Here is a 16,670-nt window from a genome sequence, read left to right on the forward strand (position 1 = left end):
GCTCCTGCAGGCATCAATCCACCCACCCCCACCGCCAGAGCCAGCAACAAAGCCCCATGCCCCAACAGCAAACCTTGCACGCCATAGTGCGCCAACACTGGCGCGGCAAACAGGCTGGCTAAGGAATAGGCCACCCCAAAGAAGGTCCCCCACAGCCCCATGGCAATAGCACGATGCTGTGGCGCACTGAATACATGCATCAAAATTGGCGCCACAATCACCAACACCAAATGCGAGATCCCTTCAATCACCCGGCTCAGCATCAATATTGACAGCGGTGGCAGCATAGCCTGCCCCAGCGATAACAATCCACCAACTGCCAAAGCCAGTAATAGACTGTTGCGATAATCCCATTGCCGGACCATCACACCAGCCGTGGCACCAAAAATCAGGCCTACGATGCCAATCATCGACAGCAACCAGCCCGTTTGCGGCAGTGACAACTGGTATTGTGTGCCCAGGGCATCAAACCCAACCGAGACCTTGGCAAACTGCATGGCGCTGCCAATACCGCACCACCAAAGCAGCAGGATGATTCCCCACCGCGTTCTGGTCGGTGCCAGCTCAGCTTGCGTCATGACACGCATGCTTCATCGGCAGTCAATGACAGCGTGGCCACCATCAATTCGACAAACCGCTGTCGATCAGCACTGAAGGCCACCCTGGCATTCGCTGGTCGATCACCACGCTGGTGGACATCCATCACACTTCGTCCCACCGTCAAGCTGCCCGCCGTTTCCACATCCACATGCACCTGACGTGTGATGATCAATTCCGGGTCCAACAACGCACCGATACACAACGCATCATGCACCGGGGCCGACCCCGGAATGGGCATCTTCTCGGTTTCCTCATGCACATCGATCCGCTGACGGATGAACAATTCCGCCGCCAATGCAGCCGGTGTACCAGCCTGTACCAGGCGCTCGCAATCCTGATAGGTAATCAGCGCGGTATGGGTCGCATCCAGCGGCACCACGGTGACATCCTTGAACCCGGCATTGAACACCACCGATGCGGCTTCTGGGTCAGCCCAGAAGTTGAACTCGGCGGATGGCGTAGTGTTCGCCACCTCATGACCACCGCCCATGATGATCAATCGACGTACATGGCTTGGAAATGATGGATCAAGCTCAACAGCCAGGGCCAGATTGGTCAAAGGGCCAACTGCGACCAGCATCAAGTCCTCACCGTACTGAGCAAAGTGCTCGACCAGAAATTGTGCAGCATGGCGGGCCTCCGCTTGCCGGGATGTTGCCGGTAGCGGCAAGGTCAAACCATGTAAAGCCTTTGGCTTGGCCGGATCGCGAGGCTTGGGGAAATCTGGCCGTACCAAGGGTTTGTGTGCACCACGATAAACCGGTACATCAGCTCGTCCAATGTTATCCAGTACCCGCAACGTGTTGTCGGTGCAATAGTTGACCGGCGCATTACCGTTGACCACCGTGCAGGCCACCAGGTCAAGCCTTGGATGCAGGGCTGCCATCATGATGGCGACCGCATCGTCGGTACCGGTATCCACGTCCAGAACTAGCTTCAATCGTGTCATGTTTTCAGTACTTTCAAGCGTGGCTTACAAAATTCGGCAAAGCGCCTTTGGCAAAGCGGCACAAGGCAGTATCAGGATTTTCGTCCGCCATGCTCAATGTTCGCCGTGTGGGTCACCATACAGCTTGTCGTAATGGTAGGTCTCATGCCGGTCAATGCGTTCGTCGTAACATACCAGCTCCACGGTGTTCCCTTCCGGATCAATCAGGAAGATCGAGCGCCAGCCAATCCAGGTATGCACAGCAATGTTGTGAGGGATCTGCTTCTGTTCCACAAACGCCTTCATCGCCTCGTAATCCGACACAGTGATGGTAAGCGCAATATGGTGTAGTGTTGATTGCTTGGCATCCCAACCAGGCCAGGGCTTGTCATCAAAATTGGAATGCTTGCGACGATTGAACAGTGTCAGCGTTTGTACTTGCCCCGCGACCCCGTCCGCAATCTTCATGAAAGCGACTTCGTCATCGAAGCGCCGCAACAGCTGCAGGCCGATGGTCTCGGTATAGAACTTCAGCATGGTGTCCATATCCGCCACACGCAGCACGACTTCACCAATACCCAAAACCTTGAACGGCCCCTTCTTAGGTACCTGCAATGAATCCATTGTGTTGTCCTGTTCAAATATCTTCAGCCAACCGGAACCCTATGGCGTACAGACTGCTGGGATAGGCACCATGCCGGCGCTGGCAACGTGCCAGATCCGAGAAACGGTTGAATGCGCCCCCTCGGGCAATCCGGTATGCGCCCAGTTTCAGGTAAAGGTCATCCATGACAACCTGCCCACCCGGATACGGGCGATAGGTATCACTGACATATTCCTCGACATTACCAGCCAAATCAGCCACGCCCGCCGGTGTATTCCCCAACGGGAAGGCACCAACCGGTGAGGTACTGAGCAGGCCAGCCTCCATGGTATTGGCGGCATCTGCGGTGAAGCGATCGCCCCATGGGAACGACCGGCCGGTAGCGCCCGCCGCCACATATTCCCATTCAAACTCGGTCGGCAGCCGGAACGCTCGGCCGGTTTTGCGACTGAGCCAGGCAGCATAGGCTTCAGCAGCCTCGGCAGTGATGGTATAGACCGGCGAATTGAGCGCATGCGCAGGTGGTTTGCCATAGGGCCAGCTGGATGGAATCGCTGGGAAATGGGTATCGCTCAGAAATGCCATGAATTCACCATTGGTGACCGGATATTTGCCGATGGCAAACTCACCGATATCAACAGCGAACCTTGGGCATTCTTTTTCAATCCACAAACGTTTGACGCCAAATTGAACATAGCGCTCAAACAACGCATCGACCGTCGATAGATCGGTGCCAATCACGCCACGCCCCCCCTGGACCTTCACCATGGTCGGCTCAAGCGGATTCAGCCGTGGATCGCCTATCAGGCTCAACATCCAGCCCGCCGCAATACGCCGGGCTACCTCGGCCGTTGCATCTTCCACCAACAACGCCAAGTCATGGCTGCTGGCTGAACGGACGCTGTTCATCACGGCTGGCGTAATTGCCAGCGGCGGTGCGACAAAATGCTCGGGCAACCCCATTGCCGCCCGATCGGTAATCTCGTTGATTTCACCCACTACCCGGTCCGGCCACATGTTTGCTTGCATGTAAGGATCCTGTTTTCAAGAAAGCGAATGACATGCCTCGCCACACTGGGCAGCATGGTGGGTGCCATGACCGGCGTCACCAAGACGGATACTATGGTCGGCCTGTTCGGATTTGGATTTCAGGTAGCCCAGATTGTGGTGATTGGAGAACACCCCCGTCGGCAGTTGCTCTACCACCTCAATCCCCAACCCAGCCAATTGCTGCGCTTTGTCCGGGTTATTGGACAACAGTCTGATCTTGGCAACACCCAGTGCCAGCAACATCTCTGCAGCACACCGGTAATCTCGCTCATCGTCCGCAAAATTAAGCGCACGATTGGCGGCAAACGTATCCATACCTTCCGACTGCAACGCATAAGCATCGATCTTCGGGTACAGCCCAATCCCTCGACCTTCCTGTCGCAAGTACAGCAGGTAACCGCCACTGGCATTCAAACGGTATAAGGATTCGGTCAACTGCGGGCCGCAATCGCAGCGTTGCGAACCGAATACATCCCCGGTCAGGCATTCGGAGTGCAGCCGGACCAAGGGAATATCGCCAGTCACCGGCCCCAGCCGCAGGGCAATGTGTTCACGACCATCACTGAGATGATCAAAAGTGCTGAGCCTGGCAATGGCATTGCCTCCCAGAATTGGCAGATCAACTGTCTGTCGAACACTGGCACTGAATTGAGTTGACTTCATGAGATGTACTTTATGCGCTGGTTTAAGTCATACCGTATGGCGACGATTACGCTTTTTTCAAGACGACATCAAGCAAAGACAGTAACCGGCCCGGCAATCATGTCACCCAAATCCCCCACCACCACTTGCGGCGGTGTTGTTTCTGGCAAAACAGCATAGAACTTGTCACTCAAATCGCCACTGACATCACCGGCATAGATGGTCAACGGACGTTGCAACCGCGCAGCCATATGACGCAATGCATTGATGGCAACGCCTGTCGTGTGCACCGTCAGCACGATGAATTCCTGCACAGTTGGCGCCAGCTCGATCATCATCGCCATCAATGACACGCCGCTTGCCATGGCACCATCCACCATCACACACCGTCGATAAGCCGAGGTGGGTGGAATCAGATCACAGCCCACCACCATCCCCCCTGCATGCTTGAAGCGCTTGGCGTGGGGGGCAAGGTAGCGACCGTCGGGTAACCAGCCCAAGCTGTCGGCGAGTAAATATCCTTCACGACGCGGCGCAACGACCAGCGTATCTGAAGCTGACACCAATGCCATCACATCCACAGGCAAAGCACGGTAAATATCCAATAAAATGGCCTTGTAGACGCTTCGGTCTTCAGCCGCGTGTGATGGCTGCCGCGCCAGATTACCCAGTTGGCGAATCTGTTGTGGAATACGCGCCACACCCCAGGAGGCAATCTCCACACGGCTTTGGCTGGCATCCCCATCAAATGGCTGGTGATGCAGTTCATGCAGTTCATCATGCTCGAACGAGATCACCGTCGGCAGCTTGATGTCGTAGGCGTCCTCCATTGCCCGCAATTTGTCACGCAGCGCGTTATCTGCCTGCTCCGAAGCCTGACGCAGAAACGGTGATGGCTGGGCGATATCAGAAGATACCGCCGCTGGTGCAGTACGCAGGATGCCCTGCCTGACTGCTTCATCCAGCAGCGCTTTACCGTGCTGCCATAGCAATGTGGACCCCTGCCCAATCACCGACTTCTTGGCAACCACTTTGTCGTAATGGACTTGTGGATGCTTCCAGGTACCGCCACCACTGTAGAAATTGATCAATAACGGCTGAAAGCGATCCAACCCACGCGCGAAGCGGGCTTCTGGCGTATCGCCGGTTTCAAATTCAAGCCAGGCAGCTTTCAGTCGCTCTCCCAAGTGGGCCGGCAGCATGCCGAACAGGCGATTGGCAGCCTGTTGTTCGTTGTCGTGCTTGTTGTCACTGCCTTTGTCGTCATAAAGAAATACGTCACCTGCATCGATCTCGACAATATCGTGCAGCAGCAACAGCTCGACCACACGTGCCACATTCACCGGTTGGTCGGCATAGTCAGCCAGAATCATGGCCATGACCGCCATGTGCCAGGAATGCTCGGCAGAGTTTTCACGACGAGTACCATCCAGCAACGGAGATTGGCGGTAGACGGATTTGAGGCGATCCATTTCCAGAATGAATCGGACCGTCGCAGCAAGGTTCGGATCAGCAGCAGATTGTGTCACCGTAAAAAGCTCCATCACGTAAAAACAGAGGCTGGACGAGGCACACCCCGTCCTTTTTCAAAATCTGGGGCAAGCGATAGCTGGGTTCTCTGGCATGGTTTCATGGCTCGAGCAAAACCTAGGTTATGAGCAAACCTGATAAACGCGGCCATCATAGGAACTGGCCAGAAAACCATTGGATCGCTGATCGCTGACCAGGCAGGAAATGCCACTGGCGGTAGGCTTGCCCATCTCGATCCAGTCACGTGCCTCTACATCGAAAACGGCAATAGTACCGCCGTAACTACCAGTAGCAATCAAGCGCTGATCTGCAGAAGCTGCAATACATTTCACCGAATGGGTGTGAGGGGTATCGAACACTTCGCTCTCCCCACCCCGCCAGATCCGTAATTTCAAATCACGGCTGATACTGGCAAAGCCACCATCGATGCGTGTACAACCATTGGCTATACGCTCGTGAGCGTCATCGATGTAGCTTTCCAGACTGAAATCGGCCACACGATGAAACGCGACGGCTGATGTTGCACATACGCTGAACAACAGTTCGTCATCAGCAGTAATGCCTTTGATGGCATTGTCGTGCATCGCAACATCACCTTGATACTGCACCTGATCATTTTCATCCAGCACCAGAATGATGGCTTCACCGGTATAGGTACCGATGGCGGCATGCAATCGGCCATCCTTCATGAAAGTGGTAGCACAATTGAGTGGGGAACGATGCCGATGCAATACTTGACCGGAAATAGCGTCAAAGACCGTACCCATTTGTCCACCAGTCAACAGTAACGACCCGAATGGCTGCAGAAAATTGCACAGGCTGCCCACATTGACCGATGGCTCGCCATTGATGTGGAGCACGCCGGCATCGCCAATGGTGTATTCATCGCCTTCTACCAACGCCACGGCATTCAGGCTGATGGCAGGCTCGATCCCATCCAGCTCCCAGCTGTCCTGCCGATGATTCCAGGTGGCGTAACGTGAGCCGAATGTGGCGAATACAATCTGGTCATCCCCCAGCAACGCACAGCTACGTGGCCAGATGACACTGGGTAGTGCCGACTGCGCTATCTGCTGCAAGGTACCTTGGGCATCCGCCCGCCACAGAATTACCGAACGGTCATAGCTCAGACTCACCAGCAAACGACGTACATCATCAAATACGATGCGTTTGATACCCGCCACGTGGGCTGGGATGACGCACGTTTGTACAGGCGTGATCACCGTAATGCGGCCTTCGTCGTCACCCGCGAAGATGGTACCGTCACGTGCCAAAGCCAAGGTATCGGTTTCAACCCCACCCAAGTCGATCAAATCCGTCTGATGGCCACTGGCGACATCCCACCGACGGATCGAACCATCATCACTGCTGGACACCAGACTACGACTATCCGCAGCCCAACTGACCGAGATCACATCCGCAGTATGACCACGCAACACCTTCAGGCATAGTCCAGTCAGGTCAAACAACCGGATGGTGTGATCTCGCGAGCAGGTAGCCACCTGAGAACCATCCGGCGAAAATGCTGCCATTTCAATATCGTCTTCATGCCCAATCAACGCGGCTTTCAAACGAAGTGTCGGCACCGCCCAGATGCGGGCGGTATGATCACTGCTGGCACTGACCAGTAATCGGCCATCGGCGCTGAATGCACACTGATTGGCGAGATGATCGTGCAATACGCGATGAATTGGTTTCTGGCTAATGGCATCCCATAAAATCACCTGATTATCATAGCCAGCAGTTGCAATATATTGATTTTTAAAACAGGCAATACCACTGATCGGGGCAAAGTGTTTCATTATTTCCCTTAATGAAATAAAGCCGTCACCATTTGATAAACCCAGGCCAATAGCTATCAACCAACTCAGGAGCAAATGGCAGCAAAAATAATGGAATGACTGCAGACTGGCCTAGCAAGCGCAACACCTGCCTGGTTTGCACCAAGCCCAACGGGGCATTCACACATGGTGAAACTTCATCACCATGCACAAACAAGCAAGATCGCCTTGGCAAGGCGGCGATCAACATGACATATCAACGAGCCTTATTTTAATTACCTGTACAGCGGTCCTAATCGGGAATTATATTATCCACTAGAAAATAAAACTGCAATCTCGAAAGTCAATTAAATGAAATATTCAATATATCAAAAATGACATCAGACTGATTTAACTAAAAATTAATTTCCAGCTATCATTTATTCAATACATGGCGAGAAGCCAATAATGACACAGCAATGTTTTTCATCAATGTGACAGGCGAGGACCATTTAGTCGCATCAACGTCGAATATACGCATAGGCACAATAAATTCCATTTGATCGGCTATCAGAATTATTCTTCCGCCGATCGGTGAACGGTTTGTTCCATCGGGTTCAGGCACTAAAACAGAGATTCCCGATATCCGTATTCGTCCGCTTTTGAATACCGCACAACTGATGCCAGAACGATGGAGATCTCGCCATGAAACCCATATGCTGTCTTATTTCCACCCTGCTTTATCTGGTCAACCCGGCCGGCGCAAACGCCAACGAAACCCCATCCCTGACAACATCGCCATTGGTTGTCGCCCTGCCGCAACCTGAAGCAGCACGCTTTCTGGCACAGGCTACTTTTGGCCCCAAGCCGGGCGATATTGAGAAATTGGCACAGCAGGGCTTCATCAGCTGGCTGAACAACCAGTTCACAGCACCGCCGACATCGCACAAGGCCTATCTGGATCAGATCATCAGCGGCCTGCCACCTGGCAGCAAAGCATTACCCACCCACGTTTACCAAAGTTTCTGGAGGCAGGCAGCCACCGGGAATGATCAGCTGCGACAGCGTCTGGTATTTGCGTTGTCGGAATTGTTCGTGATCAGTGTGGATGGCAGTTTGAGCAACTATCCGCGCGGAGTGGCCGGCTATCTGGATGTATTGGGACAACATGCCTTCGGCAATTTCAGGCAATTGCTGGAAGCCGTCTCGACCAGCCCGATGATGGGTATTTACCTGTCGCACTTGAAAAATCGCAAGGAAGACCCGCAACGAGGCCGGGTCCCGGACGAGAACTATGCACGGGAGGTGATGCAGTTGTTCTCCATCGGCCTGTATCAATTGAATCCGGATGGCACACCACGACTGGTCAATGGCAAACCTGTCGAAACGTATGGAAACGACGATGTCACCGGGCTGGCCAAGGTATTTACCGGATGGAGTTGGGGCGGGCCGGATCTGTCTGATGCCCGGTTCAATGGATCGGTCAAAGATCCGAACAGAGATGTCATACCGATGCAGAATTACCCGAAATTTCATTCGACCAGTGAAAAACGCTTCCTCGGCGTCATCATCCCGGCAGGTACCAATGGGCCGGACAGTTTGCGTATGGCGCTGGATCGGCTGTTCAACCACCCCAATACCGGGCCGTTCATCACCAGGCAATTGATTCAACGGCTTGTCACCAGCAACCCAAGTCCCGCTTACGTACAACGCGTCGCCAATGTGTTTGCCAACAATGGGCAGGGCATACGGGGTGACATGAAAGCCATCATTCGCGCCATCCTGCTGGATAACGAAGCCCGTAACTTGAACCAACTCAACAGTCCTGCGTTCGGCAAACTGCGAGAACCTGTGGTGCGGTTGGCCAACTGGATGCGCGCTTTCGGCAAACCGTCCAATTCCGGCAATTATCTGGTTGGCAATACCGACAGTACCACCACATCGCTGGCACAAACGCCAATGCGCTCGCCCTCGGTCTTCAACTTCTTCCGGCCAGGTTATGTACCACCTGGCACTGCTATTGCCGACCGGGGCCTGGTGGCGCCGGAATTTCAAATTACCCATGAAACCTCGGTCGCCGGTTATCTGAACTTCATGCAGAACGTGGTGGCAAAAGGCGTAGGCACAACTGCCAATAATGTACGTGATATACCGCCGGATTATGCCGCCGAACTGGCATTGGCCGACAACCCGGATGCTTTGTTAGCCAGAGTGGAGTTGCTACTCGCATATGGTGGTTTAAGCTCAGGCAATCGGCAAACAATCCGTAACGCGGTGGCATCCATTACCATCCCTGCCGATCCAGTCAAAGCGGCCACGGCACGGCGCAATCGCGTGCAATTGGCCGTCTATCTGGTGATGGCATCCTCAGATTATCTGGTACAACGTTAAGGAGGCCCAATCATGACTACACATCAAGCATCACGCCGTGCCTTCCTTCGTCATGCCGCCTCGCTTGGGCTGATGGGTGCAGCAGCACCCTTCGCGCTGAATCTGTCACTATTGAATACAGCTTCGGCAGCCAATGCCAACGACTACCGGGCAATGGTCTGTGTGTTTCTGTTTGGTGGTAATGATCATTACAACACGGTCATCCCCTATGACACTGCCTCCTACCAGCAGTATCTGGACGCAAGGTCAGGTATCGCCCACCCGTACGATGCATTGCAGGAAATCGTCCCAACCAATCCACAAGGTGGGCGGCGGTTTGCCCTACCCCTTGAGTTGGCACCGCTGAAAGCCTTGTTTGATCAGGGCCATGCCGCTGTGCTTGCCAACATCGGTACGCTGTTGGCCCCCATTGCTGATGCGGCGGAGTATCGATCCGGCCGGGTACCGGTTCCACCCAAACTGTTTTCACACAATGACCAGCAGGCCATCTGGCAGGCCCTGTTACCCGAAGGCGCAAAAATCGGCTGGGGCGGCCGCATGGGTGATCTGTTGATGAGCCAGAACAGTGCCGCACAATTCACGACGATCTCAGCCGCATCCAATGCGGTATTCCTGACTGGTAACCAAGTCAGGCAATATCAGATCGGTACTGGTGGCCCCGTCGGGATCTCACACCTGTCCGATTCGCTGTTTAGCACCCCCCAAGGCAGTACCGCACTGCGCAATCTGATTACGCAGGCCCGCAGCCACTTGTTACAGGATGAACTGGGGAATATTACAGAACGCTCCATCCTTGCGTTCGATACGCTCAACACCGCATTGGCGGGGCTGCCGGCAACTGACCCACGCGTTGCACTCAGTGATGCCCAGGCAGGTAACAGACTGGCACAGCAACTGCAGATTGTCGCTCGCATGGCAGGCATCAGTCAGACGATTGGGGTGAAACGACAGGTCTTTTTTGTCAGCCTGGGCGGCTTCGATACGCATGATAATCTACTGACCACACAAGCAGATTTGCATACGATACTGGCGCAAGCGATCGCCTATTTCTACAGTACAACCGTCCAGCTAGGGCTGGATCAGCAAATCACCCTATTCACCGCATCTGACTTTGGGCGCACCCTGACCAGTAACGGCGACGGCTCTGATCATGGCTGGGGCGGTCATCACATGGTTGTCGGCGGTGCAGTCAAAGGCAGGCAGATTGTCGGGACGATACCGGAAACACGTCTTGGGATACCGGAAGACGTAGGCTCGGGCCGACTGATTCCTAAAATTGCGGTGGATCAATATGCAGCCACACTGGGGCAATGGTTAGGCGTGGCAGCATCCGATCTACCGCTGATATTGCCGAACATCGGTAGGTTTACCACAGCCAACCTTGGCTTTTTATAAGCATCCGTGGTCGTAGTCTGCATAACCCAGACCCACCAATAAAAAACCGGCCCAAATCAATGGGCCGGCTTGAATTGAACGGCGATATATTAGTCCGATATTTACTGATTCGGGCATGGACCATGCTGACACAACGAATCAATCACATTGAAATTGGAGGTACTCCATCCATCAGGCTCAATGTATGAAGTGACATTCATAATCCTGCTGGTGATACTGACTGCACACTTCGTCCATAGGAATGCCACCGTGTAAAACGGCCTTGGTTTCAGGCAGGGCTGACTTGTTGATCGCAGTCGTCGATAACAGACCGACTCTCGAGAGTAGACAGAAAGTGCCGGATTGCAATTGCTGCTGCAACAGGGCTGGCTTGCAACAAGCCATGTGGACCTGCAAGCGGTGATACCTGCATGCTGGGTAGCATGGTTTTGAGCAGACTGACCTGCGATGCAGGAATCAGTAAATCATGGGTAGCTTGCAAGTAGCAAACCGGGAGGGCGATTCGCTGCCAATCCGGCAGCACATCCACGTCCAATACTGCTTGCAGACGATGTTGTAGAACGCGCTGCGCAACCTGGGCCAACGCCTTTTCCAGTAGCTTCCGCAACTGAACATGTGCGCCTCGGCCATATAGCAGCATTGCCAGCAAACGTGACGGAAGCCATCGGATCGGAGTCAGGCCAATCAACGGACGCAACCCTATCAAGCTCGGCCGAGGACTGCAAGCGAAGGAGCAGCATAAAATGAGCCCCACCATATGTTGATCTGCTTGTGCTGCAAGTTGTATAGCCACCGGGCCAGAAAAGGATTCACCCAACACCACATAGGGGCCATGGCGAGGCAACGCTTGTTTCACCAACGCCACCAATGCTGAATAACCCAAAGTTTGCTCGGGCGGATAATGGATCGGACATATCCGGACATGAGGTGGCAGATACGGGAGCAGTGGCTCAAATAAGGTTGCCGTACCATCCAGCCCTGGTAACAGCACCAGTGTCAGCATATGTCCACCTGTTTTCAGGAAAGGATCATGCGAGTTGAACGTCTGACTTGCAATGTCAACGCTGGCATGTCCCATTCAATTGGTTTGCGATCCAACAGGCTGAGCATGGCTTTGACGGCAGTAATGCCGATTTCGGCTAGTGGCTGGCGCACGGTGGTCAGTGGAGGGGTCGCATAGGCAGCACCTGGGATATCATCGAAGCCGACGATCGAGATATCCTCCGGCACCCTCAGCCCATGCTCAAACAATGCCAGACGCGCGCCAAACGCGCTTTCATCATTGGCTGCAAACAAGGCAGTAAAAGGCTTGTTGCGGGCAAGTAACGCTTCAGCTGCCGCATAGCCGTCAGTCTGGACAAAATTTCCGCACGCAACCAAATCCGGGTCGAATGGTATATCGTACCTTGCTAATGCATCGTGATAACCGCGCAAGCGTGCTGCAGCATCTTCGTGACCCAACCGGCCATCAATATAGGCAATACGGCGATGGCCTTGCTTCAACAAATGCTCGACCGCCAGCAATGCCCCATCCTGATTATCCAGGGTAAAACCAAACACACCTTCACCATTCAGATGCCGCCCTGTGACAACAATCGGTGTTTTGCGTGCATAGTACAATACCCGTTCATCCGGCAACTTGCCGGCCAATAGAATAATACCGTCGACACGGCGCGCTGTCAGCAGCTCGATCCGCTGCGCCTCCACCGCTTCGGACCAATGCCCAGTCACAATCAGTGGTACATAGCCAGCTTCGGCCAACGCATGTTCAATATTGGTAAGGATCTCGGCAAAATATTGGCTGACCATATTGTGCGCAATCACCCCGACGGTCATTGCCCGGCCCTTCTTGAGGCTTTTAGGCAGTAAATTCGGGGTAAATTGCAGCGCTTCCACCGCCGATTGAATACGTTTGCGACGCTTTTCGGACACAGGTACGGCACCATTGAGAAAACGGGATACTGTACTGGTGGACACCCCCGCCAGCTTGGCGACATCTTCCAATGTGGGGGCATGGGTGGAAATATTGCTGTATTTATTCATGTTCCACCCGTTGCCGACTTGAGATCCTGGACATCACAGCATGATTTGAAACGACGTCAACAGTACCAAGTGGCTGACTATGTAGAGATTTCGATCATGTTCGAATGGGCCAGTAGACTTTACATTTGACCGGCCACTTTTTTGTAACATGGTGCCTGTGGATGACACGCTTGTGAAGCGCGGCGAATGGCTGAATCGACCAGTGGTCTGGCCACGGGATCACCCGGCAGGATGGTCAGATTTATCTGCGCCCCCACACAACTTGCCATCACCAAGTCAAGGCAACCGTCTTTCAGATACGGCTGTCCACCGCACCGAATGGCAACGTGGATTTTGGCTTCCGGGTCAGTTAAAGGGGAACATCACCTCTGCCCATCCAGGTCAATGTGGCGGACCCGGGCTACCATATCAGGATGAAATGGCCAATCTCAGCGCCATGCATGATGGTGCGTGCTGACATCATGATCCCACACCCAGCACAGCACCCAACTACCGTGCGCGCCAAGTCACTTGTCACCAGCCCGGTTTGACACCTTGCACAGCCCCCAACCATAATCCGCGATTATTGATGTGGCCCTGGTCTGGACCAGTGTCCCAAATGTCTGACCTACCTGTATTCCCAATGCGACGACCCTCCCTGTTACTTTCGATGGCAGTCACATTGCTGGTGACAGCCTGCGACCGTCATCCATCAACAGCTCCTGCGGCAAGTACACCCCCACCTATCGACACCTTGCAGGCATTACCCACCGGCCTCAAGCACAAGGGCACCATCGACAAGATTCTGCGTTGGTCAGAGGCAGATGGCGAGCACGTGCTGGTTGCTAGTCACGGTACCCGTGAATTCCATTCAGCGGAATATGGTGATGCGGTAGAAGACTGGCTGTATGCCGCACAATACCGAAAAGTCGGTGACACCTATGACATGTTATGGAAATTGAACGACAGCACGTCACCCTGCCCGGTTGATCATGTGGCTGCGTACTATCAACGTGGTATCCAGGTAACAGACTTGGACAGCAATGGCGTGCACGAAGTCACCCTGGCTTACCGTGTGACTTGCGCTGGCGATGTCAGCCCCTTGACCCAAAAGGTGATCTTGCGTGAGCGCAGCCAAAAATATGCCCTGCGAGGGACGACGATGGATGGAATCCAGATCAGCAATGGCGAGCTCCCGCCAACCGAGCCCCGCTGCCCGCCTGACGCTCAACCTTATTCAATCAATGGCTGCTACGAATCCGACAAGGATTTTGTCGACGCACCCCAACCATTTCTGGCCCATGCACAACAAGTTTGGAAGACGGTATTGAAGGAACACCCGATCCCACAAGAACCGGAATCAGGCAAGTAAGACTACAAACACCGCATGGATACGCAAGGTCAGCTAATCCAGCTTGACAGGCATACCCACTCGGTGCGAATTGACGATACTTCGCCTACCTTTGTTTGATAAGGCAGATGGGGCTGCGGTTTCCAAGGAAACAGTTCATTTCAATGTACCGCTCAACCGCTTCCCTTCAAAACATGAACAGGTGCGTTGCCTACCCTACCTGTCAGATACCCCATCACCGCATCCACGATCGCCCGTTCAATGGCATCCATCGGAAAGTCCGGTGGATCGATGACCGCAGCGTGCACCATGGACTCCAGCATACGTAAGACCACCCAGGTAGCCAGATCCAGATTGTCTGGCACGACCTGTTCTCGCCAATCGCTCAGCAAGCGTCGCACACGCATGAAAATGCTCTGATCGGTTTTGCTTTCCGTCGCTGGCTCGTCAAAGAACGGAAACTCCCGTTCCAGCATTCTGTGCAGTGCCGGTTCAATCAGGTGGGCGGCCAGCATGGCCCGAACCATGCCTGCTACATGTTCCTGCAGTGTTGTCTTGCCCGTTGCAGACAACACCACGTCAATCACCTGATACATCTGCGCGGCATGGCGATCGTGCAAGGCAGCCACCAGTGCATCCTTATTGGGAAAGTATTGGTAGATCGACCCCACGCTGACGCCAGCGTGTTCCGCCACCAGATTGGTATTGGTCCCGGCATAACCTTTCTCAGCAAAAATGCGAGCCGTAGCTTGCAAAATGATCTCGACCGTCTGCTGCGAACGTTGCTGGCGCGGGGCTTTGCGCGGTTTTGGGATGTCTGTCATGGCTTGCCTGGATGCGAGTTTTCAATAGGTGGCGGAATTTATATCATCTGCAGCAACAGTGAGCAAATACTCGCATTTCATGGTCGCGATCGACCACACCAGCCAGGATCAGCCCGCACCATATTGTCATTCGTGCAGGGAACCGCTGAACACAGGTGATTTGCCCACTGGCATCAGCCTTTTCTCATTACAGGAAACTCAGCATGGATACCCACCATCGCACATCACCATCCAATCGTCCGGTAAATGTGATCGACACTTCAAATGTCTTTCTGACGTTACTACCCATCACCCTCGCGGTCCTGGTCGGCTTTTTGACCTTTGGGCTACCGCTACCGGTTCTACCGGTACATATCCAGCATCAATTGGGATTCGGCCCCATCATTGTCGGCATCCTGATCAGCAGCCAGTTTGCGGCCGCGCTACTCACCCGCGCCTGGGCCGGCAACATGGCGGATGGGCAGGGGGCCCGACAAGCGATGACGACCGGCTTCTGGCTGGCAACCGCATCGGGTTTCGCATACCTGGCTTCTCATCTGGCCTTTCGTAACGCCAACATGTCACTCATCCTGCTCTTGATCGGGAGAGTAATCTTGGGGGCCGCAGAAAGCCTGATTGTGACCGGCGCACTGGCCTGGGGTATCGGGCTGGTTGGGCCGCAGCGTGCCGGCAAGGTCATGGCTTGGGTCGGCATGGCCATGTATGCAGCTTATGCTGCGGGGGCACCGATCGGTACACAGCTGTATGCGCGATTTCACTTCAGTGGTATCGCCTTGGCGGCCATCTGCATTCCACTGCTGGCCCTGCTGATCATTCAACGCACACCGGCCGTCAAACCCTCTGGCCAACGTCGGGTACCATTCTACAAAGTATTGGGGGATGTCTGGTTGCCAGGGTTGGGGCTAGCCGCCACCAGCATCGGGTTCGGTGTCATCACCGCATTCATCGCCCTGTTGTTCGCTGCCAAGCAGTGGGAACAAGCATCGCTGGCCTTCACCACCTTCGGCATCGCCTTCATCGTAGCGCGTCTCTTGTTTGGACATTTGCCAGATCAATTGGGCGGCGCCAAAGTCGCCTTGGTCTGCGTCGTGATCGAGGCCGGCGGCCAATGGCTGATCTGGCAAGCATCCACCCCCGCTGTCGCGTACCTGGGCGCAGCATTGACTGGCTTTGGTTATTCACTGGCCTTTCCCGGCTTTGGTGTGGAGGCGGTCAAGCGGGCTCCGGCAGACAGCCGCGGAGTCGCAATGGGCGCCTATGTCGCGTTTCTGGATATTGCACTGGGCCTGACCGGTCCGGTAATGGGTTGGATTGCTGGTCAATTTAGCGTAAAGAACGTCTACTTGGTCAGCACCCTATGTGTTGCCAGTGCGGTACTGATTGCGAGCCAATTGTTACGCCAGCCCGGTCGGCAGGCACAAGCCGTTGCACGCTGACAAAAAGCTGTGTTAGCCTGAAAACATGAACCGAGACGCCGCCCATGCCCTGGTGAACCAGGGATCGATGCAACAAGGTCTGCAATCCGCACACCTTGCGGCCCGGTTTATTGTCACCACCACAACCACCACCTCCA

The 16,670-nt window shown here is 54.3% G+C and carries 14 protein-coding genes; 4 read left to right on the forward strand and 10 right to left on the reverse strand.

What is annotated here, in order from left to right:
* The 7 genes from FFS57_RS04570 to FFS57_RS04600 all read right to left on the reverse strand — a co-directional run.
* A partial coding sequence (locus FFS57_RS04570; RefSeq protein ID WP_171013617.1) for an MFS transporter occupies positions 1 to 578 on the reverse strand: 578 nt, incomplete at its 3' end.
* On the reverse strand, positions 575 to 1,549 hold the full coding sequence (locus FFS57_RS04575; protein WP_137936586.1) for a nucleoside hydrolase: 975 nt from the start codon (positions 1,547 to 1,549) through the stop codon (positions 575 to 577). The genes FFS57_RS04575 and FFS57_RS04570, both read right to left, overlap by 4 nt.
* Before the next feature lie 93 nt (positions 1,550 to 1,642).
* Positions 1,643 to 2,152: a VOC family protein gene (locus FFS57_RS04580; RefSeq protein ID WP_137936587.1), complete on the reverse strand. Its 510-nt coding sequence runs from the start codon at positions 2,150 to 2,152 to the stop codon at positions 1,643 to 1,645.
* Between the two features lie 13 nt (positions 2,153 to 2,165).
* A complete protein-coding gene (locus FFS57_RS04585) occupies positions 2,166 to 3,161 on the reverse strand; it encodes a formylglycine-generating enzyme family protein (RefSeq protein WP_137936588.1) in 996 nt (331 codons plus the stop codon).
* A gap of 15 nt (positions 3,162 to 3,176) precedes the next feature.
* Entirely contained in the window at positions 3,177 to 3,845 is a 669-nt protein-coding gene (locus FFS57_RS04590) for a GTP cyclohydrolase II (protein WP_137936589.1), read from the reverse strand.
* Positions 3,846 to 3,913: 68 nt separating this feature from the next.
* Positions 3,914 to 5,353, reverse strand: a complete 1,440-nt coding sequence (locus FFS57_RS04595; RefSeq protein WP_249383883.1) for an HD domain-containing protein — start codon at positions 5,351 to 5,353, stop codon at positions 3,914 to 3,916.
* Between the two features lie 123 nt (positions 5,354 to 5,476).
* Positions 5,477 to 7,156 (reverse strand): WD40 repeat domain-containing protein, encoded by a 1,680-nt coding sequence (locus FFS57_RS04600; RefSeq protein ID WP_137936591.1) that lies wholly within the window; start codon positions 7,154 to 7,156, stop codon positions 5,477 to 5,479.
* A gap of 663 nt (positions 7,157 to 7,819) precedes the next feature.
* Here FFS57_RS04600 and FFS57_RS04605 point away from each other — a divergent pair.
* Both FFS57_RS04605 and FFS57_RS04610 read left to right on the forward strand, forming a co-directional pair.
* Positions 7,820 to 9,505 (forward strand): DUF1800 domain-containing protein, encoded by a 1,686-nt coding sequence (locus FFS57_RS04605; RefSeq protein WP_137936592.1) that lies wholly within the window; start codon positions 7,820 to 7,822, stop codon positions 9,503 to 9,505.
* 12 nt (positions 9,506 to 9,517) lie between these two features.
* Positions 9,518 to 10,900 carry a DUF1501 domain-containing protein gene (locus tag FFS57_RS04610; RefSeq protein WP_137936593.1) on the forward strand — a complete coding sequence of 461 codons (1,383 nt, stop codon included), beginning with the start codon at positions 9,518 to 9,520 and terminating at the stop codon, positions 10,898 to 10,900.
* Positions 10,901 to 11,168: 268 nt separating this feature from the next.
* Here FFS57_RS04610 and FFS57_RS04615 read toward each other — a convergent pair whose 3' ends face one another.
* Entirely contained in the window at positions 11,169 to 11,903 is a 735-nt protein-coding gene (locus FFS57_RS04615) for an alpha/beta fold hydrolase (protein ID WP_137936594.1), read from the reverse strand.
* A 14-nt stretch (positions 11,904 to 11,917) separates the two neighbouring features.
* On the reverse strand, positions 11,918 to 12,943 hold the full coding sequence (locus tag FFS57_RS04620) for a LacI family DNA-binding transcriptional regulator (RefSeq protein ID WP_137936595.1): 1,026 nt from the start codon (positions 12,941 to 12,943) through the stop codon (positions 11,918 to 11,920).
* A 598-nt stretch (positions 12,944 to 13,541) separates the two neighbouring features.
* On the opposite strand from FFS57_RS04620, the gene FFS57_RS04625 reads away from it, so the two are divergent.
* Complete coding sequence (locus tag FFS57_RS04625) at positions 13,542 to 14,294, forward strand: M949_RS01915 family surface polysaccharide biosynthesis protein (protein ID WP_137936596.1); 753 nt, start codon at positions 13,542 to 13,544, stop codon at positions 14,292 to 14,294.
* Positions 14,295 to 14,446: 152 nt separating this feature from the next.
* Here the strand turns inward: FFS57_RS04625 and FFS57_RS04630 are convergent, their stop codons facing one another.
* A complete protein-coding gene (locus FFS57_RS04630) occupies positions 14,447 to 15,097 on the reverse strand; it encodes a TetR/AcrR family transcriptional regulator (RefSeq protein WP_137936597.1) in 651 nt (216 codons plus the stop codon).
* Between the two features lie 203 nt (positions 15,098 to 15,300).
* Between FFS57_RS04630 and FFS57_RS04635 the strand changes: the two genes are divergently transcribed.
* On the forward strand, positions 15,301 to 16,533 hold the full coding sequence (locus FFS57_RS04635; protein ID WP_137936598.1) for an arabinose transporter: 1,233 nt from the start codon (positions 15,301 to 15,303) through the stop codon (positions 16,531 to 16,533).
* Positions 16,534 to 16,670 lie beyond the last annotated feature (137 nt).

This window comes from Chitinivorax sp. B (genome assembly GCF_005503445.1).
In the GTDB taxonomy this organism is placed as follows: Bacteria; Pseudomonadota; Gammaproteobacteria; order Burkholderiales; family SCOH01; genus Chitinivorax.